This window comes from Streptomyces subrutilus (assembly GCF_001746425.1).
Taxonomy (GTDB): domain Bacteria; phylum Actinomycetota; class Actinomycetes; order Streptomycetales; family Streptomycetaceae; genus Streptomyces; species Streptomyces subrutilus_A.
Genome location: NZ_MEHK01000001.1, coordinates 2,166,197 through 2,191,144 on the forward strand (window position 1 = coordinate 2,166,197; position 24,948 = coordinate 2,191,144).

Genomic DNA, 24,948 nt, shown 5'->3' on the forward strand with positions numbered 1-24,948 from the left:
GCTAGAGGGCGCCCTTCGTCGAGGGCAGGATGCCGGCCGCGCGCGGGTCGAACTCGGCGGCGTAGCGCAGGGCCCGCGCGAGGGCCTTGAACTGGCACTCCACGATGTGGTGGGCGTTGCGGCCGTACGGGACGTGGATGTGCAGGGCGATCTGGGCCTGCGCGACGAAGGACTCGAAGATGTGCCGGGTCATCGTCGTGTCGTAGGAGCCGATCATCGGCGCCATGTTCTCGGGCTCGGTGTGCACGAGGTAGGGGCGGCCGGACAGGTCCACGGTCACCTGGGCGAGGGACTCGTCGAGGGGCACGGTGCAGTTGCCGAAGCGGTAGATGCCCACCTTGTCGCCGAGGGCCTGCCTGAAGGCGGCGCCGAGCGCGAGGGCGGTGTCCTCGATGGTGTGGTGGGTGTCGATGTGCAGGTCGCCGTCGGTCTTGACGGTGAGGTCGAAGAGGCCGTGGCGGCCGAGCTGGTCGAGCATGTGGTCGAAGAAGCCCACGCCCGTCGACACGTCGACCCGGCCGGTCCCGTCGAGGTTTATCTCGACGACGACGGAGGTCTCCTTCGTGGTCCGTTCGACCCGTCCGATGCGGCTCATGCGTGCTGCTCCTTCTTCAGTGCGCGAACCGCTTCCAGGAACGCGTCGTTCTCGTCCGGGGTGCCGGCGGTGACCCGCAGCCATCCCGGTACGCCGTTGTCCCGGACCAGGACACCCTGGTCGAGGATCTTCTGCCAGGCGGTGTGGGAGTCCTCGAACCGGCCGAACTGGACGAAGTTCGCGTCGGACTCGGTGACCTCGTAGCCGATGGCCCGCAGTTCGTCGACCAGGCGGTCGCGCTCGGCCTTCAGCTGCTCGACGTAGCCGAGCAGGGTGTCGGTGTGCTCCAGGGCGGCCAGCGCGGTCGCCTGGGTGACGGCCGACAGGTGGTACGGCAGGCGCACCAGCTGGACGGCGTCCACGACGGCGGGGTGCGCGGCCAGGTAGCCCAGGCGCAGACCGGCGGCGCCGAAGGCCTTGGACATGGTCCGGGAGACCACCAGGTTCGGCCGTCCCTCGATGAGGGGCAGCAGCGACTCGCGGTGGCTGAACTCCACGTACGCCTCGTCCACGACCACCAGGGAGGGCTTGGCCGCCTGCGCGGCCTCGTAGAGCGCGAGGGCCGTCTCGGCCTCGACCGCGGTGCCCGTGGGGTTGTTGGGGGAGGTGATGAAGACGACGTCGGGGGCGTTCTCGGCGATGGCCTGCCGGGCCGCCGCCACGTCGATGGTGAAGTCGTCCCGGCGCGGGCCCGAGATCCACCCGGTGCCGGTGCCCCGGGAGATCAGCGCGTGCATCGAGTAGGAGGGCTCGAAGCCCATCGCCGTGCGCCCCGGCCCGCCGAAGGTCTGCAGCAGCTGCTGGATGACCTCGTTGGAGCCGTTGGCGGCCCAGACGTTCTCCCGCGTGACCGGGTGCCCGGCCGTACGGGTGAGGTAGGCGGCCAGTTCGGTGCGCAGCTCGACCGCGTCCCGGTCGGGGTAGCGGTTGAGGGTGCGGGCGGCGTCGGCGACGCGCTCGGCGATCCGCCGTACGAGCGGCTCGGGCAGCTCGTACGGGTTCTCGTTGGTGTTCAGCTGGACGGGCACGTCGAGCTGCGGGGCGCCGTACGGGGTCTTGCCGCGCAGCTCGTCGCGGATGGGGAGGTCGTCGATCGCGATGTTCGCCGTCATGCGGTCGGCACCTTCCATCCGAAGCGCGCCTTGAGGGCGGCGCCGTGGGCGGGCAGGTCCTCGGCCTCGGCCAGCGTCACCACGTGGTGGGTGACCTCGGCGAGGGCGTCGCGCGTGTAGTCGACGATGTGGATGCCGCGCAGGAAGGACTGCACGGACAGCCCCGAGGAGTGGCAGGCGCAGCCGCCGGTGGGCAGGACGTGGTTCGACCCGGCGCAGTAGTCGCCGAGCGAGACCGGGGCCCAGGGGCCGACGAAGATCGCGCCGGCGTTGCGCACGCGGGCGGCCCAGGCGGCCGCGTCGGCGGTCTGGATCTCCAGGTGCTCGGCGCCGTACGCGTCGACGACCTTGAGGCCGTCCTCCAGGCTGTCGACCAGCACGATCGCGGACTGCTTGCCCGCGAGCGCCGGCTTGATCCGGTCGTGGACGTGCTTCGAGGCGGCGACCTGCGGCTCCAGCTCCCGCTCGACGGCTTCCGCGAGCTCCGCGGAGTCCGTGACGAGGACGGCGGCGGCCAGCGGGTCGTGCTCGGCCTGGCTGATCAGGTCGGCGGCCACGTGCACCGGGTCGGCCGTGGAGTCCGCGAGGACCGCGATCTCGGTCGGGCCGGCCTCGGTGTCGATGCCGATCCGCCCGGTGAAGTAGCGCTTGGCGGCGGCGACCCAGATGTTGCCGGGGCCGGTCACCATGTTCACGGGCAGGCAGTCCTCGGTGCCGTACGCGAACATCGCCACGGCCACGGCGCCGCCCGCCGCGTACACCTCGTCCACGCCGAGCAGGGCGCACGCGGCGAGGATCGTGGGGTGCGGCAGGCCGCCGAACTCCTTCTGCGGCGGGGAAGCGAGCGCGATCGACTCGACGCCCGCCTCCTGCGCGGGTACGACGTTCATGACGACGGAGGACGGGTACACCGAGCGGCCGCCCGGGGCGTACAGCCCCACGCGCTCCACCGGAACCCACTTCTCGGTCACCGTGCCGCCGGGGACCACCTGGGTGGTGTGCTCGGTGCGGCGCTGGTTGCGGTGCACGATCCGGGCGCGCCGGATCGACTCCTCGAGGGCGGCGCGGACGGCCGGGTCCAGCTGCTCCAGCGCGGCCGAGATGGCCTGCGCGGGCACCCGGACCTGCGCGAGCTCGACCCCGTCGAACTTCCGCGCGTACTCGATCAGCGCCGCCGTGCCGCGATGATGGACGTCCTCGCAGATGGGCCGCACCTTCTCCAGGGCGGCTTCCACGTCGAACTCGGCACGGGGCAGCAGATCGCGCAGGGCGCCGCCCTCGGGGAGGGCGTTGCCGCGCAGGTCGATACGAGAGATCACCCCCCAATTCTCTCAGACCGCATCACGCCACCGTTCGCCCGTATCACTGGCTGATACACGCCCCGGATGTCACAGGCCCCCGATAGCTTTGATCACAGACGCTTGCAGGCATGCGGGTGACAGCGGAGGGGGGCCGCCATGACCGAGGCACGCGCGGGCGAGGAACCGGCGGATCTCACCGCTGCCGAGCGCCGCATGTGGGAGGCGTACCGCACGGGCAGCGTCTGCGATCTGACGGTCCGCGCCGTCGACCGGGACGATCCGCACGCCGAGCACGTCTGGGGCCCCGAGCGCAGCGTCCGCGCCGAGGTGGTGGCCCTGCTCCTGCTGCACGGGCCGTCTCCGGTGCCGGGCCGGGTGGCCTCGCTCAAACTGCGGGGCGTACGGATCACGGGGCGCCTGGACCTGTCCGGGGGCACGGTCGGGCCGTACGTGGAGCTGCAGTCCTGCCGCTTCGACAGCGAGATCCAGGCGTCCGAGACCCGCTTCGGCACGCTGCGGCTGGTCAACTGCGCGATCCCCCGGCTGGAGGCGGCCCGCCTGCACACCGAGGGCGATCTGCACCTGCCGCGCTGCCGGGTGGCCCGGGGCATCCGGCTGACCGACGCGCAGATAGGCACCGACCTGCTGGTCAGCCAGGCGGTGGTGCAGCGGGACACCAAGGGCCGGGCGATCAGCGCCGACGGGATGTCGGTGGCGCAGGACTTCCAGGGCGAGCTGCTGGAGACGTACGGGGAGGTGAGCCTGCGCGGCGCGACGGTCGGCGTGTCGATGAACCTGCGCGGGGCCCGCCTGCGCAATCCGTACGGGAAGTACGCGCTGAACGCCCCGCAGCTGACCGTCGAGCGGACCTTGTACCTGACCTCGATCGCGCTGGACTACGTCCCCGGCTCGAACTCCTCCACGCCTCCGTACGGGCTGGGGCTGACGCCGGCGCGGGGGCAGCGCGCGCAGCGCTTCGAGTGCCGGGGCGGGATGCGGCTGGACGACGGCCGCTTCGGGGACGCCATCGACTTCTTCGGGGCCCGCTTCGTGCTCACGGAGGAGCAGGAGATCTCCCTGCGCAGGATCCAGACCCCCGAATTCCGCTTCGTGGGCGAGCGGCTGGAGCGCGGGCGCGTCGTGGTGTCGGGGGCGAAGGTGGTCAAGCTCGTCGACACCTCCACCAGCTGGCCGGGCCCGGGCGGGGTGTCCATCCAGGGGTTCGTCTACGAGACCCTCGCCCCCCGGGGCCACTTCCCGCTGGCCCGGCGGCTCGAGTGGGTGGAGGCGGCGACCCCCGAGTACTCGCCGGAGCCGTACGAGCGCCTGGCGGCCGTGCTGCGGGCCAGTGGCGAGGACGCGGACGCCCGCCAGGTGCTGCTGGCCAAGCAGCGGCGCCGCCGGGGGACCCTGCCGCCCGCGGCCAAGGCCTGGGGCTACCTCCAGGACTGGACGGTGGTCTACGGCTACCGCCCGGGCCGGGCAGCGCTGTGGATGGCGGTCCTGTGGGCGGCGGGCGCGCTGCTGTTCTCCCGGCACCGACCGCCGCCGATCAAGGAGAACGAGCACCCCGAGTGGGATGCCGCCCTGTACGCCCTGGACCTGCTGCTCCCGGTGATCGACCTCGGCCAGCAGGCCCAGTGGAAGGTGGACGGCGGCTGGCAGTGGGGAGCGGCCGCGCTGATCCTCCTGGGGTGGATCCTGGCCACGACGGTGGCGGCGGGCGCGTCGCGCGTGCTGAGGCGAGGGTGACGGCGCCGGCCCGGCGGCCACTACCCTGTGCCTCGTGACCACCGTTCGCCTGCCCCTCTTCCCGCTGAACTCGGTGCTGTTCCCGGGACTCGTCCTCCCGCTGAACATCTTCGAGGAGCGTTATCGCGCCATGATGCGCGAGCTGCTGAAGACGAGCGAGGACGAGCCGCGCCGTTTCGCGGTCGTCGCCATCCGCGACGGCCGCGAGGTCGCGCCGACCGCGCCCGGCCTGCCCGACCAGACTGCCCTGCCCGAGCGCGGCCCGGCCGCCGGCTTCGGCGCGGACCCGGTGCAGGCCTTCCACCGGGTGGGCTGCATCGCGGACGCGGCGACGATCCGCGAGCGGGAGGACGGCAGCTTCGAGGTCCTCGCGACCGGCACGTCGCGGGTCCGGCTGCTGTCGGTCGACTCCTCGGGCCCCTTCCTCACGGCGGAGCTGGAGGAGCTCCCGGAGGACGCGGGCGAGGGGGCGGGCGCCCTGGCGGAGGGGGTGCTGCGGGCGTTCCGGAACTACCAGAAGCGGCTGGCGGGGGCCCGTGAGCGGTCCCTGACGGGCGCGGAGCTCCCCGACGATCCCTCGGTGGTCTCGTACCTGGTGGCAGCGGCGGCGGTCCTGGACGTCCCGGCGAAGCAGCGGCTGCTCCAGGCCCCGGACACGGCGACGCGGCTGGCGGAGGAGCTGAAGCTGCTGCGCGCGGAGACGGCCGTGCTCCGCCACCTGCCCTCGCTGCCGGCGGTGGACCTGACCCGCACCCCGACCAGCCCGAACTGAACCGACTGGACCGACTGGACCCGATGGCGAAGAAATCCAAGCAGGCGACGGCCGGGACCCCGGCGATCGCGGCCCTCACGGCGGCGGGCGTCGCCTTCACGACCCACGCGTACGAGCACGACCCGGCGCATCCCTCCTACGGCGAGGAGGCGGCGCAGGCGCTCGGCGTCTCGCCGGCGCAGGTCTTCAAGACCCTGGTCGCGGACGTGGACGGGGCCTTGACGGTGGCGGTGGTCCCGGTGTCGGGATCGCTGGACCTGAAGGCGCTGGCGGCGGCGGTGGGCGGTAAGCGGGCGGCGATGGCCGATCCCGTGCTGGCGGAACGCACCACGGGCTACGTGCGGGGCGGCATCTCGCCGCTGGGGCAGCGGCGGCCCCTGCGCACCGTCCTCGACGCCTCGGCCGCGGCGCACGCGACCATCTGCTGCTCGGCGGGCCGCCGGGGCCTGGAGATCGAACTCTCCCCCACGGACCTCACCACCCTGACGAACGCCACGGTGGCCCCGATCGCCCGCCCGTAGCCCCCGGCGGAACGCTGCCCGGGCTCCGCGGACTCCGCCGCACAGGCTTCGCGGGCACCGCCCACACCCGCGCCTCAATCGCCGGCGGGGCTGGTTTCGGCCACCCTCCGCCGGCACGTGCCGCCCGGGGGGCTATGACCCGCACGGCAATGCGTACGACGGCCGGATCCAGCCCCGCCGGCGATTGAGGCGCGGGGACCGGGGCGGAGCCCCGAGCTTTGACGCGCGCACGCAGACGCACGGGACCCCAGCCCCGCCGGCGAGAGGCACGGCAAAGCAGAGGTTCGGTCAGGAAAGGGGCTGCGGGGGGTGGCCCGTCCAGCCGGGGGGGGGGCCCGGGTCCGGGTCGCGGGGGGACCACAGGGCCGTGAGGGCCAGGTGGACCAGCACCGCGGCCATCGGCCAGACCAGCAGCGCCCCGTGCGCCAGCAACTCCAGCGGCGCATCGAACGGCACCCCCTTGCCCGCCTCGGCCGCAGCCGCGGCCAGGTCCCTCGACGGCCCCAGCCACAGCCCGAACCGCCACCCGACCACCGCGGCGAACAGCGATCCGACCGCGAGCCCGATCACCAGCGGCACACCGCCGGCCCGGCGCCACAGGAAGGTGCCGACCGCGCTCACCACGCCCAGCCCCGCCGACAGCAGGAAGAACGTCCCGTCGGACCCGATCCGCGCCTCGCTCTCGGTGTTGCGCAGGAAGACCGACTCCCCGTTGGAGACGTACTGCACGCGCGGCGCGAGCCACGCCCACAGCAGTCCGAGGAGCACTCCGGCCACCCCGACGGCCAGGGCGACGGCGGCGCCGTCCCGGACGTCCTCGGGGGTGACGGCCACGGCGGCGGCCTCCGGCTTCTCGGGCGGGAGCGACGGCGGGTCGTAAGGCGACGGCGGGGTCACGGCTTCGGTCACCCCCACATCGTGCCAGGTCCCGTGCGAGGCGGGCGGCCCGGCACCGGCCTCAGCGGACCGCGGCCCGCCGGTACGCCCAGGTGGCGACGGCCAGCGACAGGACGCCCACCGCCCCGCACACCCCGAGGTCGAGGGCGACGACGGCCCAGTCCGGATCCGGGGCGAAGGTCTGCGCGAAGGCCTCCACCCCGTACGTGGACGGCAGCAGGTCCCGCGCCCACACGATCACCTCCGGCATCCGCTCGGGCGGCAGCACCCCCAGCAGCAGCGCGGCCGACATGCCGAGCTGCCCGGCCAGCGTGGCGAGCTCCTGGCGCGGCGCCAGCAACCCCAGCGCCGCGCCGAGCCCGGCCAGCGCCGCCCCGGCCAGCGGCACCACCGCGGCCAGGATCCACAGCCCGCTCATCGGCAGCCCGAACAGCACGCACCCGAACACGGCGGTGACCAGCGTCCCCGGCAAGGTGAAGGAGGCGTACGCCGCGGCCGCGCCCAGCACCACCGAGGCGGGCGGCACGGGAAGCGTGGCGTAGTGGTCGAGCCCGCCGCTGGCCCGCAGCTGCCCGAAGTACTGGGCGAGCAGGTTCAGCGCGACGAAGGCGACGACGAGGACGGAGGAGCCGGCCACGACGGCCCGGGCCTCCGAGCCCCCGTCCACCACCCCCCGCATCAGGATCATGATCCCGACGGACTGGAAGGTGGCCACGAACAGCAGCGGGATCCGCGCCACCCTCGCCCGGGACAGCTGCGCCCGGTACACGGCGGCCAGCGCGGGGAAGAGCCCGGCCCGCGGCGCCAGCGGCGCGGCGGTGGGCTCCCGGTCACCGGCCGGCGCGGCATCCGCCGCCCCCGCGGCTCGCGCTCCGGCGGCTCCGGCGGCTCCGGCGGCTCCGGGCCCGCCGGCGACCCGTCCGGCGCCGGCGATCGGCGCGACCGTGCTCGTCGTAGGGTCGCTCACGACTTCACCAGCCCCTTCGTCTTTCCGCCGAGTGCCAGGTAGACGTCCTCCAGGCTCGGCGTGGCCAGCGTGAAGTCGTCGAGGGCGGCGAAGGCCGGCCCCCCGGTGACCGCGGCCACCGCGGCCCGCGCGTCCTCGGCGGGCAGCCGCAGCACCCAGCGCCGCCCGGACTCGGCGGCGAGCCCGCGCAGCTCGGCGACCTCCGGCACGTCCAGCGGGGCGCTCTCGCGCCACACCAGTTCCAGGCGGACCTCGCCCGAGACCCTGGCCTTGAGCCCCGCCGGGGTGTCGCAGGCGATGACCCTGCCCTGATCGATGACGGCGACCCGGTCGAGGACGGTCTCGGCCTCGATGACGTTGTGGGTGACGAGTACGACGGTGGCTCCGTGCCGCTCGCGCCGCCGGTCCACGGCCGACCACACCGCGCGCCGGGCCACGGGGTCCATGCCGGTGGTGGGTTCGTCGAGGACCAGCACCGGCCGCTCGCCCACCAGCGCGGCGGCGAAGCAGGCGAGGCGCCGCTGGCCGCCCGAGAGCTTCTTCAGGGGCCGCCCGGCGATCCCGGTCAGCCCGAGCTCCTCCAGTACGTCGTCCCGCGCGGCCCTGGCCGCCCGTACGTCGAGCCCGCGCAGCCGCCCGGTGGTCTCGGCGGCGAGCGACACGGTCAGCTCGTCCAGCGCGGTCGACTCCTGGCCGAGGTAGGCCAGCAGCCGGGCGGCCCGCTCGGGGTGGCGTACGAGGTCGTGGCCGAGCAGGGTCACGCTGCCGGCGTCGGGGCGCATCAGCCCGGTGAGCTGGCGGACCAGCGTCGACTTGCCGGCGCCGTTGGGGCCGAGCAGGCCGAAGATCTCGCCGCGCCGGACCTCCAGGCAGACGCCGTCGCTGGCGCGGGTCTCGGGCAGGGCCGGGGCCCCGCGCCGGCCGCGCACGGCGGGATAGGTCTTGACCAGGTCACGCACCGCGCAGACGACGTCGGGGCCGGCTGCCGCGCCTGCCGCTGTGCCGTTCTGCTCTTGTGCTGTGCCCGTGCTCACGAGGGAGCAGCCTACGCGGCTCCGGCCCCTACTCGGCGCCCGGGGTCGCCGGGGAGGCCGCGTTCAGGGGGGTGGTTCCGGGGGCCGCGGCGGGTACGGCGGCCACGTGTTCGGCGGCGGCGCGGACGTCGATCTCCCGCCAGAACCCGGCCCGGATGGCATAGCGGTCGTGCTCGTCGATCTGGTCGTCCTTGTGCGCGAGCAGGCCGAACCGGGCGGCGTAGCGCAGCAGCTCGCCGTCGATGCGGTGCGGGATGCGGGGGTACATGGTGGCCAGTTTCTGGAGGTGCACGGTCTCCGGGAGCCGCTCCATCCAGCGCCGGGCGAACACCTGTCCCACCTCGAAGGGGTCGCCGCCGACGGTGGTGATGTCCTCCTCCCGGTCGGCCCAGCGCTGTTCGGCGCTGGTGAGCTGGGCGAGGGTGGGCAGGGAGGCGGTCTCGGCAGGTTCGCCGAGCGGTCCGGCGCGGTCGATCCAGCCCTTGTCGGAGGACCAGCGCAGGGCACTGCCGGCCGGGGCGTGGCCGCCCTGCTGCCCGTTCGGCGCCGCGGGCTGCTGGCCGGGGGCGCGCAGCGAGCCGGCGAGGTCCTTGGGCGTGGGGACGGTCCTGCCGGCGCCGGTGGCGGGCGCGGGGACCGGCAGGCCGTCGCCGTCGTCGTCCCCGCTGTCGGCGGTGCTGTTGCGGGCGGCCTCGGCGAGCGCGGCCTCGGGCAGCGGGGCGGAGAGGATGGCGGCGATGTCGGGGCGCGGGGCGGGCGGCGGGGAGCACAGGCCGGTGAGGTCCTTGGCGCGGACGGCCCGGGTGATCCAGGCCCGGTCCAGGACGCGGCGTTCGTCGGCTTCCGCGACGAGGTCCTCGGACTGGTTGTAGTCCCCGTCGGCGGCCTGGACGGCCCACAGGTGGACGGCGACGCCGTGTTCCTTGGCGGACATCAGGCCGGGCAGCAGGTCTCCGTCGCCGGTCACCAGTACGACGTCGGAGCAGGCGCGGTTGCGGGCCAGCTCGGTGAGTTCGGCGTGCATGGCGGCGTCGACGCCCTTCTGCGCCCAGCGGCCGTCGCTGCGGGTCAGGGCCCCCAGCCGGACGGTGACGCGGGACATGACGCGCAGCCGCCGGTGCTCGGGCTGGGGCACCCGGTCGGGTGCGCCGTCGAACCAGTAGATGCGCAGCAGGGGCTGCTCGGTGTCGGCCTCGGCGCGCTCGCGCAGGCCCTGGATGAGGGCGGCGTGGTCGACGGTGATGCGGGAGCGGGAGGGCTCCCCTGCGAGGAGGCTCGCGGCGGCGCCCAGCAGATAGCCGGCGTCCACCAGGACGACGCAGCGGTCCACGCGTTCCACCCTCTTCCCTGGGGGTCCTCTGTGCTTTTCGTCGGGTGCCCCGAGTCTGCCCGACCGCAAGGGTGTTGACGGCCGGAACTCGATCATCGGCGTGGCGGATCTCACAAGGAGGCCGGGAAAGGCTCCCGACTACGCGCGGTAATGATCCAAAATGCGCGGTTTCTGGCGCTGTGTGAGTGTGAAGGCGGTCCTGGCCCCTAGACCCCATCACGGAGGCTCCACCATGGCCAAGAACAAGCAGCAGAAGCAGCCGAAGCAGCAGGCCCGCTCGTCCTCGCAGGACCCGTCGAGGAGCTCGACGGAATCCTCGCCCGAGTCGGCCTCGCAGGCCCCGAGTCCGATGGATCTGGCGCACAAGAGCAGGTCGAAGAAGTTCGGCCACAACTGACGCGGCTGCTCCGGATGACGCAGAAGGGCCTGCCCGGCGGTGCCGGGCAGGCCCTTCTGCGTCGTGCGGCGGGGCTATCCGGCCAGACAGGACGGGCCGAGCAGCACCTTGAGGTCGCCGAACAGGGCGGGGTCGGGCTGGACCCGGTGCTTGTCGAGGCGCAGCACGGTGGTGGTGCGCGGGCCCTGGAGCTTGATCCGCACCTCGGTGTTGCCCTTGTGGTGGCGCAGGATCTCCCCCAGCCGGGTCACCATCGGCGGGGTGACCTTGACCGTGGGGATGGTGAGGACCACCGGGGCATTGGTGCCGGCGGAGGTGAGGTCGGGGACCATCATCTCCATGGCGACCAGGCGGGGCACGTCCTCGCGCTTGTCGAGGCGGCCCTTGACGAAGACGACGGTGTCCTCGACCAGCTGGGTGGAGACGAGCTGGTAGGTCGCGGGGAAGAACATGCACTCGATGGAGCCGGCCAGGTCCTCGACGGTGGCGATGGCCCAGGCGTTGCCCTGCTTGGTCATCTTGCGCTGGAGGCCGGAGATGATGCCGCCGATGGTGACGACGGCGCCGTCGGAGTGCTCGCCGCCGGTCAGCTGGGAGATGCCGGCGTCGGTCTTGTCGGAGAGCACGTGCTCGAGGCCGAAGAGCGGGTGGTCGGAGACGTAGAGGCCGAGCATCTCGCGCTCCTGGGCGAGCAGGTAGGACTTCTCCCACTCGACGTCGGAGAACTCGACGTCGAGGCCGAAGCCGGGCTCGTCGCCCGCGCCCTCGTCGCCCATGCCGCCGAAGAGGTCGAACTGTCCCTCGGCCTCCTTGCGCTTGACCGCGACCACGTTGTCGATCATCGACTCGTGGTGGGCGACCAGGCCCTTGCGGGTGTGGCCCATCTCGTCGTAGGCCCCGGCCTTGATCAGCGACTCGACGGTCCGCTTGTTGCAGACCACGGCCTCGACCTTGTCCAGGAAGTCGGGGAAGGAGGAGAACTTCCCCTTGGCCTTCCGGGTCTTGATGATCGAGTCGACGACGTTCTGGCCGACGTTGCGCACCGCGGTGAGGCCGAAGAGGATCACGTCGTCGCCCTGGGCGGCGAAGTTGGACTCGGACTCGTTGACGTTCGGCGGGAGCACCTTGATGCCCATGCGCCGGCACTCGTTCAGGTAGATCGCGGACTTGTCCTTGTCGTCCTTGACCGAGGTGAGCAGGCCCGCCATGTACTCGGCCGGGTAGTTCGCCTTGAGGTAGGCGGTCCAGTAGGAGACCAGGCCGTACGCGGCCGAGTGGGCCTTGTTGAAGGCGTAGCCGGCGAAGGGGACCAGGACGTCCCAGAGCTTTTGGATGGCCTCGTCGGAGTAGCCGTTCTTGCGGGCGCCCGCCTGGAAGATCGTGAAGTTCTTCGCCAGCTCCTCGGGCTTCTTCTTGCCCATCACGCGGCGCAGGATGTCGGCCTCGCCGAGCGAGTACCCGGCGATGATCTGGGCGGCCTTCTGCACCTGCTCCTGGTACACGATCAGGCCGTAGGTGACCGCGAGCACCTCTTCGAGGGGCCCCTCCAGCTCCGGGTGGATCGGGGTGATCTCCTGCTGCTTGTTCTTGCGCAGGGCGTAGTTCGTGTGCGAGTTCATGCCCATCGGGCCCGGGCGGTAGAGCGCGGACACGGCGGAGATGTCTTCGAAGTTGTCGGGCTTCATCAGGCGCAGCAGGGAGCGCATGGGCCCGCCGTCGAACTGGAACACGCCGAGGGTGTCGCCGCGGCCGAGCAGTTCGAAGGTCTTGGGGTCGTCGAGCGGCAGGGCCAGGAGATCGATGTCGATCCCCTTGTTGGCCTTCACCATCTTGACGGCGTCGTCCATGATCGTGAGGTTGCGCAGGCCCAGGAAGTCCATCTTCAGCAGGCCGAGCGACTCGCAGCTCGGGTAGTCCCACTGGGTGATGGTGACGCCGTCGGTGTGCCGCACCCAGACGGGCACGTGGTCGGTGATCGTCTCACTCGACATGATCACGCCGGCGGCGTGCACGCCCATCTGGCGGACCAGGCCCTCGACGCCGCGGGCGGTGTCGATGACCTTCTTCACGTCGGGCTCGTTCTCGTACATCCCCCGGATCTCGCCGGCCTCGCTGTAGCGGGGGTGCGAGGGGTCGAGGATGCCGGAGAGCGGGATGCCCTTGCCGAGGACGTCGGCGGGCATGGCCTTGGTGAGCCGGTCGCCCATGGCGTAGGGGTAGCCCAGGACGCGCGCGGAGTCCTTGATGGCGTTCTTGGCCTTGATGGTGCCGTAGGTGCCGATCATGGCGACCTTGTCCTCGCCGTACTTCTCCGTCACGTACCGGATCACCTCGACGCGCCTGCGCTCGTCGAAGTCGATGTCGACGTCGGGCATGGAGACGCGCTCGGGGTTCAGGAAGCGCTCGAAGATCAGGCCGTGGGTGAGCGGGTCGAGGTCGGTGATGCCCATGGCGTAGGCGACGATCGAGCCGGCCGCGGAGCCTCGGCCCGGGCCGACCGCGATGCCCTGGTTCTTGGCCCACATGATGAAGTCGGCGACCACGAGGAAGTAGCCCGGGAAGCCCATCGAGATGATCGTGTCCATCTCGTACTCGGCCTGCCTCATGCGGTCCTCGGGGATGCCCTCGGGGTAGCGGCGGTGCATGCCGCGCAGGGTCTCCTCACGGAACCAGCTGACCTCGGTGTGGCCCTCGGGGATGTCGAACTTCGGCATCAGGTTCCGGAACTGGAACATGCCCTCGGTGTCGATCTGGTCGGCGACCAGCCGGGTGTTGGCGCAGCCCTCCTGCCAGGCGTCCGAGGAGTCGATGGCGTACATCTCGTCCGTGGACTTCAGGTAGTAGCCGGTGCCGTCGAAGCGGAAGCGGTCCGGGTCCGAGAGGTTCTTGCCGGTCTGGATGCACAGCAGGGCGTCGTGGGCGCCGGCCTCGCTGGCGTACGTGTAGTGCGAGTCGTTCGTGACCAGCGGCGGGATGCCGAGCTTCTTTCCGATCTCCAGCAGCCCGTCGCGGACCCGGCGCTCGATCTCGATGCCGTGGTCCATCAGCTCCAGGAAGTAGCGGTCCTTGCCGAAGATGTCCTGGTACTCGGAGGCGGCCTTCAGGGCCTCGTCGAACTGGCCGAGGCGCAGCCGGGTCTGCAGCTCGCCGGAGGGGCAGCCGGTGGAGGCGATCAGGCCCTCCGACCACTTGGAGATGGTCTCCTTGTCCATGCGCGGCCACTTCGTCAGCCAGCCCTCCTTGTACGCGTCGGAGGAGAGCCGGAAGAGGTTGTGCAGGCCGGTGGCGTTCGCCGCCCAGATCGTCTTGTGGGTGTAGCCGCCGGAGCCGGAGACGTCGTCGCGCTTCTGGTGCGGCTGGCCCCACTGGATGCGCCGCTTGTTGCGCCGGGACTCCGGCGCCACGTACGCCTCGATGCCGATGATCGGCGTGATCCCGGCCTTCTTGGCGGAGTGGAAGAAGTCGTAGGCGCCGTGCAGGTTGCCGTGGTCGGACATGGCGATGTGCGTCATGCCCATCTCGTTGCACGCGTTGAACATGTCCTTCAGCCGCGCGGCACCGTCCAGCAGCGAGTACTGGGTGTGGACGTGCAGGTGCGTGAACGGCGGCTTGGTCACGGTGGGGGTCCTCCGGTGGGGAGAGAGTGGCGGCAGCTACGAATCCTACGTCTCCGGAGTGACACGTCCGGGGCACTGGCGGGTACCTTCGTGCGTTGCAGAGCCAAGGACACCTGTCCGGAATGTGATCCCCCAGATCCGCCCCGCACCACCAGGAGGCATCCGCCATGGCGGTTCCCGTGACGACCGACGAGCAGCGCGCCGAACAGATACTGGACGTGTTCGACACGGCCTTCGGCGAGCTGCTCGCCGCAGACCCAGCCGCCTTCCAGGTCAAGTTCCGGAAGATGGCCGCCTCGGCCTTCGCCTTCTACCGGGGCACCGCCTGCCTCTTCTACGCGGACCTGGAGCGGGACCGGCACGGCGGCCCCTACCTGGACGAGCGGACGGGCCGGGTGTGGATCCACGGCGATCTGCACGCGGAGAACTTCGGCACGTACATGGACTCCAACGGCCGGCTGATCTTCAACGTCAACGACTTCGACGAGGCCTACGTCGGCCCCTTCACCTGGGACCTGAAGCGGTTCGCCGCCTCCGTGGCCCTGATCGGCTACACCAAGGCGCTCAGCGACGAGCAGATCAGCGGGCTGGTACGGGTCTACGCCGACGCCTACCGGGAGCGGATCCACGCCCTGGCCGCCGGGGCGAAGTATGACGAGGTGCCCTCCTTCACCCTGGACACCGCCGAGGGCCCGCTGCTGGGGGCGCTGCGCTCGGCCCGTTCCCGTACCCGCTTCTCCCTGCTGGACTCGATGACGGAGATCCGCGACTTCGAGCGGCGCTTCGCGCCGGGCCCCGGGACCATCGAGCTGGACGCGGCCACCCGCTACAAGGTGCTGGCCGCCTTCGACGGGTACCTGGAGACCCTGCCCGACGAGTCCCTGGTCCGGCCCGACTCCTACCGGGTTAAGGACGTGGTGGGCCGCCGGGGCGTCGGCATAGGCTCGGCCGGCCTGCCCTCGTACAACATCCTGCTGGAGGGGCACAGCGACGCCTTGGAGAACGACGTCGTGATCTACCTCAAGCAGGCGCAGACCCCGGCGGTCTCCCGGCACATCACCGACCGGGCCGTGCGGGAGTACTTCCGCCACGAGGGGCACCGCACGGTGATCTCCCAGCGCGCCCTGCAGGCGCACGCCGACCCCTGGCTGGGCTGGACGGAGCTGGACGGTTCCGGGCAGCTGGTGGCGGAGGTCTCCCCGTACGCGGTGGACCTGGACTGGTCGGACCTGGACGACCCGGAGGAGATCGCGGCCGTCGTCGCCGACCTGGGCCGGGCCACGGCGACCATGCACGGGGCGGCGGACGCGGCCGAGAGCGGCCAGACCCTGGTCCCCTTCTCGACCGAGCGGGCCATCGACGCGGCCATCGCGGCCGACGAGGAGGGCTTCGCCGGGCTGCTCGTGGACTTCGCCCACGCCTACGGGGCCCGGGCGCGCGCCGACCACCAGATCTTCGTGGACCTCTTCCGCAACGGGCGGCTCGCCCCCTCGGCCGGTGCCGGGAGGAACCCGCTGTAGTCCCCCGCCGAGGGAGCGCGCGACCCGGACCTGCGGGACGCCTCCACAGGGACGCATGGCACACTCGCGGCGATGGACATATCAGGGGTGAGACTCAGGGGGCTGCGGGCCGCGCTGTTCAGCGCGCTCGTCGTGCTGCTCTCCGCGGGCTCGCACGTCCTCATGTCGCAGGTGCCCCTGCCGCCCCTGCTGGTGGCCGGGGCCTTCGCCGCCGTGTTCACGCTCTCGTACGCGCTGGCCGGGCGCGAGCGGGGCTTCGGCCCGATCGCCGGGCTGCTCGTCCCGCTGGAGCTGGCCGCGGACACCGTCTTCACCGCCGGCCAGCACGTCTGCTACGGCCCGGCCGGCGGCCCGGTCTCCGGCCCGCTGCGCGCGCTGGGCCTGGAGGAGCTGTGCGGCGGACCGGCGGTGGGCGGGCCGCTCACCGAGGTGGCCGGGCACGCCGGTGATCCGGCGGCGCTGCTGGCCTCGCCCGGGCCCTGGTCGCCCTGGCTGCTGCTCGCCGCCCACGTCTCGGTGGGGCTGTTGGCCGCCGGATGGCTGCGCCACGGCGAGCGGGCGCTGGGCCGGCTGCTGCGCGCGGTGGCCGCCTTCGCGTTCCGTCCGCTGCTGCTGGCGGCGGCTCCGGCGGCGGTGGCCGCCGGTCCGGCGCGGCGGATGCCGCGGCCGGTCCTTGCGGGCGCGGGGGCCCGTACGCGCTTCCCCGCACACTCCGTGGGACGGCGGGGGCCTCCCGTGCGCGGCGCGCTCGTCAGCGCCTGACGCACGTACGGCATCCCCCATCACGTCATACCCACGGAGATCACGATGAGTTCACGCAACAGCCAGGCCAGCAAGGCAGCCGCCCGCGAGCGGCTGCGCGCCGAGCGCGCGGCGCAGGCGAAGAAGGACAAGGTGCGCCGCCAGGTGATCGTGGCCGGCGCGGTCGTGGCCGCGCTGGCCCTGGCCGGCGGCGTCGGCTACGCGGTCGTGCAGGCCAACCAGCCGGGCCACTGGGACAAGGCCGCCAAGGCCGCGCTGGTCAAGCCGAAGAACACCGAGGGCGAGGACGGCACCACGGTGGTCGTCGGCAAGCCCGAGGCCAAGAAGACCCTCGAGGTCTACGAGGACTCGCGCTGCCCGGCCTGCGCACAGTTCGAGCAGGCGGTCGGCGAGCAGATCACGAAGGACGTCGACGCCGGCAAGTACAAGCTCCAGTACTTCGGTGCCACCTTCATCGACAACGGCGTCAAGGGCGAGGGCTCGAAGAACGCGCTCAGCGCCCTGGGCGCGGCGCTCAACGTCAGCCCCAAGGCCTTCCTGGACTTCAAGGCCGCGCTCTACTCCAAGGAGCTGCACCCCGAGGAGACCGTCGACAGCTTCGGCAAGGACGACTACCTGCTGAAGGTCGCGGACACGGTCCCGGAGCTCAAGGGCAACGCCGAGTTCAAGAAGGCCGTCGAGGACGGCACGTACGACCGGTGGGCGCTGGAGATGTCCAAGGCCTTCAACAAGTCCGGTGTCACGGGTACGCCGACGCTGAAGATGGACGGCAAGAAGATCGACACCCCGGGGACCCCGGAGCAGTTCACGGCCGCGATCGACAAGGCCCTGCAGGGCTGACCCCCGGCCATTCCGGAGGCCACTTTTCCGGACAGCAGGCCCCAACGGGCGGGCGGACTACGGGAGTTCGCCCGCCCTTCGCGTTCCCGACCCTGTTCCGGTGACCATACCCACCAGTAATATGATCATCCGTGACCAGTCATCTCTCCTCCGATGCGACCGCGGCAAACCCCCGCCGCCGCACGGTCGTTCTCGCTGCCGCGGCCACGGCCGCCCTGGCCCCCCTCACCGCGCTGGGCGCCCCCGCCGCCCATGCCGCCGAGGGCATACCGGCCTTCCTGCACGGTGTCGCCTCCGGTGACCCGCTGCCCGACGGGATCCTGCTGTGGACCCGCGTCACCCCCACCGCCGAGGCCGTGCCCGGCTCCGGTCTCGGCCCCGCCGTCCCGGTCGGCTGGGAGGTCGCCGCGGACAGGAACTTCGCCGGTGTCGTCGCGAGCGGCACCGTCACCGCGAGCGCCGCCACCGACCACACGGTCAAGGTGGACGTGCGCGGACTGCGGCCGCAGACGCCGTACTGGTACCGGTTCACGGCCGGCGGCGCGGTCTCGCCCGTGGGGCGCACCCGGACCACCCCCGGCCACGACGTGACCACCTCCGGGGTCCGCTTCGGCGTGGTGTCGTGCGCCAACTGGGAGTCCGGCTACTTCTCCGCCTACCGGCACCTGGCCGCGCGCACCGACCTCGACGCGGTCCTGCACCTCGGCGACTACATCTACGAGTACCAGACCGGGGGGTACCCGGAGGCCAAGTACACCGTCCGCGCGCACGAGCCGAAGCACGAGATCGTCTCGCTGGCCGATTACCGCGTCCGGCACGGCAAGTACAAGACGGACTCCGACCTCCAGGCGCTGCACCGGGCCCACCCGGTCGTCGCCATCTGGGACGACCACGAGTTCGCGGACGACACCTGGTCCGGCGGCGCCGACAACCACACGCCGGGCACCGAGGGCGACTGGGCGGCCCGCGCGGCCGCCGCCAAGCAGGCCTACTTCGAGTGGATGCCCGTCCGGGCCTCCATCGCGGGCACCGTCTACCGCCGCCTGCGCTTCGGCACCCTCGCCGACCTGCACCTGCTCGACCTGCGCTCCTTCCGCTCGCAGCAGGTCAAGGTCGGCAGCGGTTCGGTGGACGACCCCGAGCGCACCCTCACCGGGCGCGCCCAGCTGGACTGGCTGAAGTCGGGCCTCGCCGGCTCCACCGCGACCTGGAAGCTGGTCGGCACCTCGGTGATGATCTCGCCGGTGGCCTTCGCCTCGCTGCCCGCGCACCTGTCCGGACCGCTCGGCAAGCTGCTCGGCCTGCCCGAGGGCGGCATAGCGGTCAACGTGGACCAGTGGGACGGCTATACGGACGACCGGAAGGAACTCCTGGGCCACCTGAGGGACCGGGGCGTCAAGAACACCGTGTTCCTGACCGGCGACATCCACATGGCGTGGGCGAACGAGGTCCCGGTGAACATGGCCACCTACCCCGGCTCGGGGACGGCGGCGACCGAGTTCGTGGTCACCTCGGTGACCTCGGACAACCTGGACGACATCCTGCACGTGCCGGCGGACACCGCCTCGCTGGTGGCCGAGTCGGCCGTCAAGGCCGCGAACTGGCACGTGAAGTGGCTCGACATGGACGCGCACGGCTACGGCGTGCTCGACGTGACGGCGGAGCGCTCGCAGATGGACTACTACGTGGTGTCCGACAAGCGGCGGCAGGACGCCTCGGCTGCCTGGTCCCGCTCGTACCGGACCCTGACCGGGACCCAGCAGGTGGAGCGGTCCTACCAGCCGGTTCACTGATTGACCGTCAAATCTCCTGCCGCAGGGGGCGCCTGGTCCATACCAGGCGCCCCTTGTGCGTTCGTGGCAACAAATCTTTTACGCACGGACCTTGACCTGAATATGTCATGCACACATAAGCTTCGCGCCAGCTGAAGAAGATCCTTCACGCCACCACCCCCCACCCGCGAGGAGCACACGTGCGCGCGAACGCCCGCATATCCCCCCTTCTCCGCCGCCGCCTGATGGGCACGGCGGTCCTGGCCGGAACCCTGGCCTTCACCCCGCTCGCCGCCCCCACCACCCTGGCCGCGGCCAAGACCCCCGCCGAGGTCTGCGCCGAAGAAGGCACCACCGCGGGCGCCGCGAACGCCCGTGTCGCGCGCGCCCACGAGGAGCACGCGGACGAGCCGAACGAGGTCACCGAGGCCGAGGCCAAGGCCATGGACGCCGACCTCAAGGCCAAGCTGGACAAGGCCCTCAAGAACCAGCCGCAGCGCAGCCTGCGCGCCGCCGAGGCCGTCACGAACATCCCCGTGTACTTCCACGTCGTGCACTCGGGCAGCGCCGGCAAGCTCACGTCCACGGACGTCGACAAGCAGCTCGCCGTCCTCAACGCCGCGTACGGCGGCCAGGGCACCGGCAACGTGAACTCCAGCTTCCAGTTCACCCTCGCCGCCACCGACTACACCGACAACGCGTCCTGGTACAACCTGGCCTCCGGCTCCCAGGCCGAGAAGGACATGAAGAACACCCTGCGCAAGGGCGGTCCGGGCGCGCTCAACTTCTACACCGCCAAGCTCTCCGGCGGCCTGCTGGGCTGGGCGACCTTCCCGACCTCCTACGCCTCCGCCCCCAAGATGGACGGCGTGGTCGTCCTGGACAGCTCGCTGCCCGGCGGCTCCGCGGCCAACTACAACGAGGGCGACACCGCGACCCACGAGGTCGGCCACTGGCTGGGGCTCTACCACACCTTCCAGGGCGGCTGCAACGGGAACGGCGACTACGTCTCCGACACCCCGGCCGAGAAGAGCGCCGCGTACGAGTGCCCGACCGGCCGCGACAGCTGCGCGAGCAAGCCGGGCGCCGACCCCATCCGCAACTTCATGGACTACACGTACGACTCCTGCATGTACCAGTTCACCGCCGGCCAGGTGGCCCGCATGACGAGCAGTTGGACGGCCTACCGGGCCGGCTAGGAAGCTCGGCGGCGGGGGCACGGGCACGGCGTCCGGCAGCCGGTTCGGCCCCCGCCGCCCCGCACCCCGGCGGCCGCGGCTGACCGCCTACAGGGTGTCGAGGAACCCGATCGCGACCTTCCAGGCCTGCTCGGCGGCCTCGGCGTCGTAGTCGTCGAGGCCAGGGTCGGTGAACAGGTGCCCGGCGCCCGGGTAGCTGTGGACCTCCACCTCGGCCCCCGCCCGCCGCATCCGCAGGTACCAGGCCGTCAGCCAGTCGTGCGGCTCGAAGGGGTCCGGGTCCGCCACGTGCAGCTGCACCGGCAGGGCGTCCACCGAGGCCTCGTCGTCCAGGTCCGCCGTGCCGTGCAGGAGCAGCAGCCCGCGCGCCTTGTCGTCGGCCAGCGCCAGGTGCTGCGCGAGGGAACCGCCGAAGGAGAAGCCGGCGTAGACCAGACCCTGGTCGGAGTAAGGGGCGGAGGCCAGTACCGCGCGCTTGAGCAGCTCGTCCCGGCCGATCTCGTCCTGGTGCGCCATGCCCTCCTCGACGGTCTCGAAGGTGCGGCCCTCGAAGAGATCCGGCACGTGCACCTGGTGCCCGGCCGCGCGGAGCCGGTCGGCCGCCTCGTGCACCGCGGGCCGCAGCCCGTACGTCGAATGGAAGAGCATGATGTTCATACCCACCATCGTGCCAGTTTCCCGTGACCTCCTCCGGTTACGTTCATACGCATGGAGATGGACACCGTCCTGCGCCCCGTCCTGGTCATCGGCGGCGCGCTGGTCGTCACCCTGATCGCCGGCCGGCTTCTCGACCTGCTGCTGCGCCGGGCCGACGCCCGGCACCCCGAAACCCCGCTGTGGGGGCTGCTGCGCCGCTGCCGCCTCCCCTTCCAGCTGGTGCTCTGCACGTCACTGCTGCGCGGCTCCTACCGCCAGGCGGGCATCCTCCCCGACCACCCCTTCGGCGTCGGCCGCTTCCTCACCCTGGTCCTGATCGCCTCCACGGCGTGGCTGGCCGTGGGCATCGCGACGGCCGCCGTCGACTCCACGTACGCGCGCTACGCGGCCGGGGCGGCGGACGACGCCCGGGTCCGCCGGGTGCGCACCCAGGTCACGCTGATCCAGCGGGTGGTGATCGCGGTGGTCGTCGTGGTCGCGCTGGCGGCCATGCTCCTGACGTTCCCGCCGATGCGGACGGTCGGTGCCTCGCTGATGGCCTCCGCGGGTGTGCTCGGCATCGTGGCGGGCATCGCCGCGCAGTCCTCGCTGGGCAACCTGTTCGCCGGCCTCCAGATCGCCTTCGGAGACACCGTGCGCATCGGCGACACGGTCGTGGTCGACAAGGAGTGGGGCACGGTCGAGGAGATCACGCTGACCTTCCTGACCGTCCGCACCTGGGACGAGCGCCGCATCACGATGCCGGTCTCCTACTTCACGAGCAAGCCGTACGAGAACTGGTCGCGGGGCGGCGCGCAGATGACCGGCACGGTCTTCTGGCACCTGGACCACAGCGCCCCCGTCGAGCTGATGCGGGACCAGCTCCGGAACATCCTGAAGGACATCCCCGAGTGGGACGGCCGCGGCGCGAGCCTGGTGGTGACGGACACCACCCCGCACACGATCCAGGTCCGGGCGGCGGTGACGGCGAAGGACGCGGACGACGTCTGGACGGTCCGCTGCGCGGTCCGCGAACGCCTGCTCACCTGGCTGCTGGCCCACCACCCCTACGCCCTCCCCCGCATCGCCACGTCCGAAGCCGCCCCCCGCCCGGAAGCCTGAGGGCGGCTCCCGGGCGGGGCCGGCCGTGCCTCAGAACGTCAGCCGGAACAGCGCGCCCCCGCCCGGCGCGGCCTCCGCCACGAGCTCGGCCCCGTGCGCCCGCGCGATCTGCCGCGCCATGGCCAGCCCCAGCCCGGATCCCGGCAGGGCCCGCGCGGCGTCGGCCCGGTAGAACCGGTCGAAGACGTACGGCAGGTCCTCGGCCGAGATCCCCGGCCCGTGATCCCGCACGGTCAGCTCCGGACCCGCCGGCAGAACCGCCAGCTCCACCTCCACCGGCAGCCCGGCGGGGCTGAACTTCGCCGCGTTGTCGAGCAGGTTGCCCAGCAGCCGGTTCAGCCGCGCCGGCACTCCGGCCACCACCACCCCCCGGTCCGGCAGGCGCACCCGCACCGGCACCCCCGGCCAGTGCGCCCGCGCCGCCTCCACCCCGTGCTCCACGAGCGAGTCCAGCCGGACCTGCTCCACCAGCGGCTGCGGCTCCTCGTCCCGCGCCAGCTCGATCAGGTCGCTCACGAGCCCCGTCACCTCGCGCAGCTGCCGCCCCAGCGCGGCCGACGCCCGCTCCCGCTGCTCCGGTGTGAGCCGCTCCGCCCTCGCCAGCAGCTCCGCGTTGGTCCGCAGCGCCGTCAGCGGGGTCCGCAGCTCGTGCGAGGCGTCCGCGACCAGCCTCCGCTGGGCGGTGACCGATTGTTCGAGCTCCCCCAGCATGGTGTTGAAGCTCCCGGCCAGCCGGGTGATCTCGTCCTCCCGCCCGGCGGGCCCCGGCGGCAGCTCGATCCGGTGCCGCGGATCCCGGGTGGCGGCGATCCGCTCGGCCGTCGCCGTCAGCCGGGTGACCGGGGCCAGCCCCGTCCGCGAGACCCAGTAGCCCAGCACGGCCGCGAGCAGCACCCCGGCCGCCGCCGTCAGCAGGAGCAGCCGCGCCGCCTTGTCGATGCCGTCCTCGACGGTGTCGGCCCGCAGCGCGACCTGGATCGCCCGGCCCTTGGCGTAGTCCGTCGTGAGCATCCGGGCGGGATGCCCGGCCAGCGTGATGTTCGTGACGTACGGATTGCGCCTGCCCTCGGCGACCTCCCGCGCCGCCGGGGCCACGGGCAGCAGCCACGGCGTGCGGGGGTCCCTGGCCGGGTCGGCCGGCACCACCTGCGCACAGGCGGGGGCGGCCAGGAAGCGGCACTCCCCCGCCAGCGTCCCGGGCGCGGCGCCCGGTTCGCGCTGCGCGGCGAGCCCGGCGGACTGCACGAGGGTGAGGTCGAGCTGCCGGTAGAGCGCGGACCGTACGACGAGGAACGCCGCCGCGCACACCCCCAGCGCCACCAGGGCCACGGCCGCGGTGACGGCCAGCGCCAGCCGGGTCCGCAGCGGCCGCCGCCTGCGCCAGGCCGCGCCGAGCCGCCTGCGCCCCCGCCCCTCTGATCCGCTCATGCCGCGTCCAGCCGGTAGCCGACCCCGTGCACCGTGTGGACCAGCCGGGGCTCGCCCGCCGCCTCCAGCTTCCGGCGCAGGTAGCCGACGTACACCGCGAGGGAGTTGGAGTCCGGCCCGAAGTCCCGTCCCCACACCAGCTCCAGGATCAGCTCCCGGGGGAGCACCTGGCCGGGGTGGCGCAGGAGCAGCTCCAGCAGCGCGGCCTCGGTGCGGCTGAACTCCAGCGGCCGCCCGCCGCGCCGCCCGGTCCGGGTCGCGGGGTCCAGGACGAGGTCGGCGAAGGCGAGCGGGGCGGCGCCCGGCGGCTCGGGGGCGGCCCGCCGCAGCAGCGCCCGTACCCGCGCGACCAGCTCGTCCAGGGCGAACGGCTTGACCAGGTAGTCGTCGGCCCCGGCCTCCAGCCCGTCCACGCGTTCGCTGACGGAAGTCCGCGCGGTGAGGACGAGTACGGGCGTACGGTCGCCCAGCGCGCGCAGCCGGCGGCACACGCCGAGCCCGTCGAGCACCGGCATCATCACGTCCAGCACGACCGCGTCGGGCTCCCAGGCCGCCACCTGCGAGAGCGCGGCCAGCCCGTCCGCGGCGCCCCGCACCTCGAACCCCTCGACGGCCAGCCCGTCCTCGACGGCGGCCCGCACCTCGGGCTCGTCGTCGACCACCAGAATCCGATGCCTGTTCAAGGAGCTCATGGGCAAAGCCTGCCAAAGGCGTCGGCGCGAACCTCTTAGAACCTTCTTAAGTCGGAGACAATCGCCGCCTCAGGAACCGGCGCCACGCACCCCGCACGTCCCAAGGGGTCTGGCTCCCCGCCGTCCATGACAGTCCAGGCAGATCCGGGTTGGGCCGCCTCGGGTGGCTCCCCGATTGGCTCCCCGAGGGCCGCCACTGGCCCTCAGGCGTCGGGGCGCTTCCACCACTCGGGGACGCCGCCCTCCCAGGAGATCGGCCCGTCCTCACTCAGGTCCATGTCCTCCTGGCCGGCGCGACGCAGAAACTCGGCAACGCGCCTCGGCCTCTGCGCACGGCCGAGGTCCACGTCCATGCCGAGCGCATGAGCGGTGAGCTTCCGACCACCCTTCGAGGACTCTGGATGCACGATGATTTCCGTCTAGTCCGACACGCCCCTAGCGTGCCGGGTCAGCGCCCTCCAGCACGCCGAGCGCACTGTCCGGCCGACGGCTCGTCCAGGGATCAACACCCACGAGTGGCGGGTACGGGCGACCGTGGCCGCTGGTGTAGCAGGCGATCCGCACACGGCTCCGCAGGCCCCGTGTGCCGGGCACACTCTCCCTGCTCGGGGGCACTTCCTGCTGGTGGGAAGCCTGACCGTCCACGAGTAGGCCGCGCCTCAGGCGGAAGCTGGTACAGAAC

22 protein-coding genes are annotated in these 24,948 nt (G+C 72.3%); 10 read left to right on the forward strand and 12 right to left on the reverse strand.

Annotated features, from left to right (window positions below):
* Position 1: 1 nt before the first annotated feature.
* Genes hisB through hisD form a run of 3 tightly spaced genes read right to left on the reverse strand, consistent with a single transcriptional unit; the run spans position 2 to position 3,026 of the window.
* Positions 2-595 (reverse strand): imidazoleglycerol-phosphate dehydratase HisB, encoded by a 594-nt coding sequence (gene hisB / locus BGK67_RS10785; RefSeq protein WP_069919871.1) that lies wholly within the window; start codon positions 593-595, stop codon positions 2-4.
* Positions 592-1,707: a histidinol-phosphate transaminase gene (locus BGK67_RS10790; RefSeq protein ID WP_069919872.1), complete on the reverse strand. Its 1,116-nt coding sequence runs from the start codon at positions 1,705-1,707 to the stop codon at positions 592-594. The genes hisB and BGK67_RS10790 overlap by 4 nt, the downstream gene beginning before the upstream one ends.
* Positions 1,704-3,026 (reverse strand): histidinol dehydrogenase, encoded by a 1,323-nt coding sequence (gene hisD, locus BGK67_RS10795; protein ID WP_069919873.1) that lies wholly within the window; start codon positions 3,024-3,026, stop codon positions 1,704-1,706. Before hisD ends, BGK67_RS10790 begins: the two co-directional genes overlap by 4 nt.
* Positions 3,027-3,164: 138 nt before the next feature.
* Between hisD and BGK67_RS10800 the strand changes: the two genes are divergently transcribed.
* From BGK67_RS10800 to ybaK, 3 genes are read left to right on the forward strand one after another with little or no spacing between them, the layout of a single operon-like run.
* Complete coding sequence (locus BGK67_RS10800) at positions 3,165-4,760, forward strand: oxidoreductase (protein WP_069919874.1); 1,596 nt, start codon at positions 3,165-3,167, stop codon at positions 4,758-4,760.
* Between the two features lie 34 nt (positions 4,761-4,794).
* Entirely contained in the window at positions 4,795-5,532 is a 738-nt protein-coding gene (locus tag BGK67_RS10805; RefSeq protein ID WP_069919875.1) for an LON peptidase substrate-binding domain-containing protein, read from the forward strand.
* Between the two features lie 23 nt (positions 5,533-5,555).
* Entirely contained in the window at positions 5,556-6,053 is a 498-nt protein-coding gene (gene ybaK, locus BGK67_RS10810) for a Cys-tRNA(Pro) deacylase (RefSeq protein ID WP_069919876.1), read from the forward strand.
* 288 nt (positions 6,054-6,341) lie between these two features.
* Here the strand turns inward: ybaK and BGK67_RS10815 are convergent, their stop codons facing one another.
* From BGK67_RS10815 to BGK67_RS10830, 4 genes are read right to left on the reverse strand one after another with little or no spacing between them, the layout of a single operon-like run.
* On the reverse strand, positions 6,342-6,962 hold the full coding sequence (locus BGK67_RS10815) for a DUF2567 domain-containing protein (RefSeq protein WP_069919877.1): 621 nt from the start codon (positions 6,960-6,962) through the stop codon (positions 6,342-6,344).
* 49 nt (positions 6,963-7,011) lie between these two features.
* Positions 7,012-7,884, reverse strand: a complete 873-nt coding sequence (locus BGK67_RS10820; RefSeq protein ID WP_069923777.1) for an ABC transporter permease — start codon at positions 7,882-7,884, stop codon at positions 7,012-7,014.
* A gap of 29 nt (positions 7,885-7,913) precedes the next feature.
* Entirely contained in the window at positions 7,914-8,951 is a 1,038-nt protein-coding gene (locus BGK67_RS10825) for an ABC transporter ATP-binding protein (RefSeq protein ID WP_069919878.1), read from the reverse strand.
* A gap of 28 nt (positions 8,952-8,979) precedes the next feature.
* Complete coding sequence (locus tag BGK67_RS10830; RefSeq protein ID WP_079154117.1) at positions 8,980-10,290, reverse strand: NYN domain-containing protein; 1,311 nt, start codon at positions 10,288-10,290, stop codon at positions 8,980-8,982.
* Between the two features lie 223 nt (positions 10,291-10,513).
* On the opposite strand from BGK67_RS10830, the gene BGK67_RS38820 reads away from it, so the two are divergent.
* A complete protein-coding gene (locus BGK67_RS38820) occupies positions 10,514-10,678 on the forward strand; it encodes a hypothetical protein (RefSeq protein WP_167739565.1) in 165 nt (54 codons plus the stop codon).
* 74 nt (positions 10,679-10,752) lie between these two features.
* On the opposite strand, the gene dnaE is transcribed toward BGK67_RS38820, so the two are convergent.
* Positions 10,753-14,295, reverse strand: a complete 3,543-nt coding sequence (gene dnaE, locus BGK67_RS10835; RefSeq protein WP_069919879.1) for a DNA polymerase III subunit alpha — start codon at positions 14,293-14,295, stop codon at positions 10,753-10,755.
* A gap of 167 nt (positions 14,296-14,462) precedes the next feature.
* Here dnaE and BGK67_RS10840 point away from each other — a divergent pair, with 167 nt between their 5' ends.
* The 5 genes from BGK67_RS10840 to BGK67_RS10860 all read left to right on the forward strand — a co-directional run bounded on the left by BGK67_RS10840 (position 14,463) and on the right by BGK67_RS10860 (position 20,388).
* On the forward strand, positions 14,463-15,815 hold the full coding sequence (locus BGK67_RS10840; RefSeq protein ID WP_069919880.1) for a DUF2252 domain-containing protein: 1,353 nt from the start codon (positions 14,463-14,465) through the stop codon (positions 15,813-15,815).
* A gap of 72 nt (positions 15,816-15,887) precedes the next feature.
* The gene (locus BGK67_RS10845) at positions 15,888-16,577 is read left to right on the forward strand and encodes a hypothetical protein (protein WP_069919881.1); all 690 of its coding nucleotides are present in this window, start codon (positions 15,888-15,890) and stop codon (positions 16,575-16,577) included.
* A 45-nt stretch (positions 16,578-16,622) separates the two neighbouring features.
* Entirely contained in the window at positions 16,623-17,417 is a 795-nt protein-coding gene (locus BGK67_RS10850) for a DsbA family protein (protein WP_069919882.1), read from the forward strand.
* A 131-nt stretch (positions 17,418-17,548) separates the two neighbouring features.
* On the forward strand, positions 17,549-19,210 hold the full coding sequence (locus BGK67_RS10855) for an alkaline phosphatase D family protein (protein ID WP_069919883.1): 1,662 nt from the start codon (positions 17,549-17,551) through the stop codon (positions 19,208-19,210).
* Positions 19,211-19,434: 224 nt separating this feature from the next.
* Positions 19,435-20,388 (forward strand): zinc metalloprotease, encoded by a 954-nt coding sequence (locus BGK67_RS10860; protein ID WP_069923778.1) that lies wholly within the window; start codon positions 19,435-19,437, stop codon positions 20,386-20,388.
* 87 nt (positions 20,389-20,475) lie between these two features.
* Here the strand turns inward: BGK67_RS10860 and BGK67_RS10865 are convergent, their stop codons facing one another.
* Positions 20,476-21,045 (reverse strand): dienelactone hydrolase family protein, encoded by a 570-nt coding sequence (locus BGK67_RS10865; RefSeq protein WP_107488797.1) that lies wholly within the window; start codon positions 21,043-21,045, stop codon positions 20,476-20,478.
* 57 nt (positions 21,046-21,102) lie between these two features.
* Between BGK67_RS10865 and BGK67_RS10870 the strand changes: the two genes are divergently transcribed.
* Complete coding sequence (locus BGK67_RS10870) at positions 21,103-22,146, forward strand: mechanosensitive ion channel family protein (RefSeq protein WP_079154118.1); 1,044 nt, start codon at positions 21,103-21,105, stop codon at positions 22,144-22,146.
* A gap of 30 nt (positions 22,147-22,176) precedes the next feature.
* Here the strand turns inward: BGK67_RS10870 and BGK67_RS10875 are convergent, their stop codons facing one another.
* The 3 genes from BGK67_RS10875 to BGK67_RS10885 form a co-directional block, all read right to left on the reverse strand.
* Positions 22,177-23,574: a HAMP domain-containing sensor histidine kinase gene (locus BGK67_RS10875; protein ID WP_069919885.1), complete on the reverse strand. Its 1,398-nt coding sequence runs from the start codon at positions 23,572-23,574 to the stop codon at positions 22,177-22,179.
* Positions 23,571-24,266, reverse strand: coding sequence for a response regulator transcription factor (locus BGK67_RS10880; protein WP_167739566.1), 696 nt, complete (start codon positions 24,264-24,266; stop codon positions 23,571-23,573). The genes BGK67_RS10875 and BGK67_RS10880 overlap by 4 nt, the downstream gene beginning before the upstream one ends.
* Positions 24,267-24,469: 203 nt before the next feature.
* Positions 24,470-24,673, reverse strand: a complete 204-nt coding sequence (locus BGK67_RS10885) for a hypothetical protein (RefSeq protein ID WP_079154119.1) — start codon at positions 24,671-24,673, stop codon at positions 24,470-24,472.
* Positions 24,674-24,948 lie beyond the last annotated feature (275 nt).

What these genes read in the sequence shown, in the direction of transcription:
- hisB (WP_069919871.1), bottom strand. Translation starts at nt 595, where the DNA reads ATGAGCCGCATCGGACGGGTCGAACGGACCACGAAGGAGACCTCCGTC.
- BGK67_RS10790 (WP_069919872.1), bottom strand. Translation starts at nt 1,707, where the DNA reads ATGACGGCGAACATCGCGATCGACGACCTCCCCATCCGCGACGAGCTG.
- BGK67_RS10800 (WP_069919874.1), top strand. Translation starts at nt 3,165, where the DNA reads ATGACCGAGGCACGCGCGGGCGAGGAACCGGCGGATCTCACCGCTGCC.
- ybaK (WP_069919876.1), top strand. Translation starts at nt 5,556, where the DNA reads ATGGCGAAGAAATCCAAGCAGGCGACGGCCGGGACCCCGGCGATCGCG.
- BGK67_RS38820 (WP_167739565.1), top strand. Translation starts at nt 10,514, where the DNA reads ATGGCCAAGAACAAGCAGCAGAAGCAGCCGAAGCAGCAGGCCCGCTCG.
- BGK67_RS10840 (WP_069919880.1), top strand. Translation starts at nt 14,463, where the DNA reads ATGGCGGTTCCCGTGACGACCGACGAGCAGCGCGCCGAACAGATACTG.
- BGK67_RS10845 (WP_069919881.1), top strand. Translation starts at nt 15,888, where the DNA reads ATGGACATATCAGGGGTGAGACTCAGGGGGCTGCGGGCCGCGCTGTTC.
- BGK67_RS10850 (WP_069919882.1), top strand. Translation starts at nt 16,623, where the DNA reads ATGAGTTCACGCAACAGCCAGGCCAGCAAGGCAGCCGCCCGCGAGCGG.
- BGK67_RS10860 (WP_069923778.1), top strand. Translation starts at nt 19,435, where the DNA reads ATGGGCACGGCGGTCCTGGCCGGAACCCTGGCCTTCACCCCGCTCGCC.
- BGK67_RS10865 (WP_107488797.1), bottom strand. Translation starts at nt 21,045, where the DNA reads ATGAACATCATGCTCTTCCATTCGACGTACGGGCTGCGGCCCGCGGTG.
- BGK67_RS10870 (WP_079154118.1), top strand. Translation starts at nt 21,103, where the DNA reads ATGGACACCGTCCTGCGCCCCGTCCTGGTCATCGGCGGCGCGCTGGTC.
- BGK67_RS10875 (WP_069919885.1), bottom strand. Translation starts at nt 23,574, where the DNA reads ATGAGCGGATCAGAGGGGCGGGGGCGCAGGCGGCTCGGCGCGGCCTGG.
- BGK67_RS10880 (WP_167739566.1), bottom strand. Translation starts at nt 24,266, where the DNA reads ATGAGCTCCTTGAACAGGCATCGGATTCTGGTGGTCGACGACGAGCCC.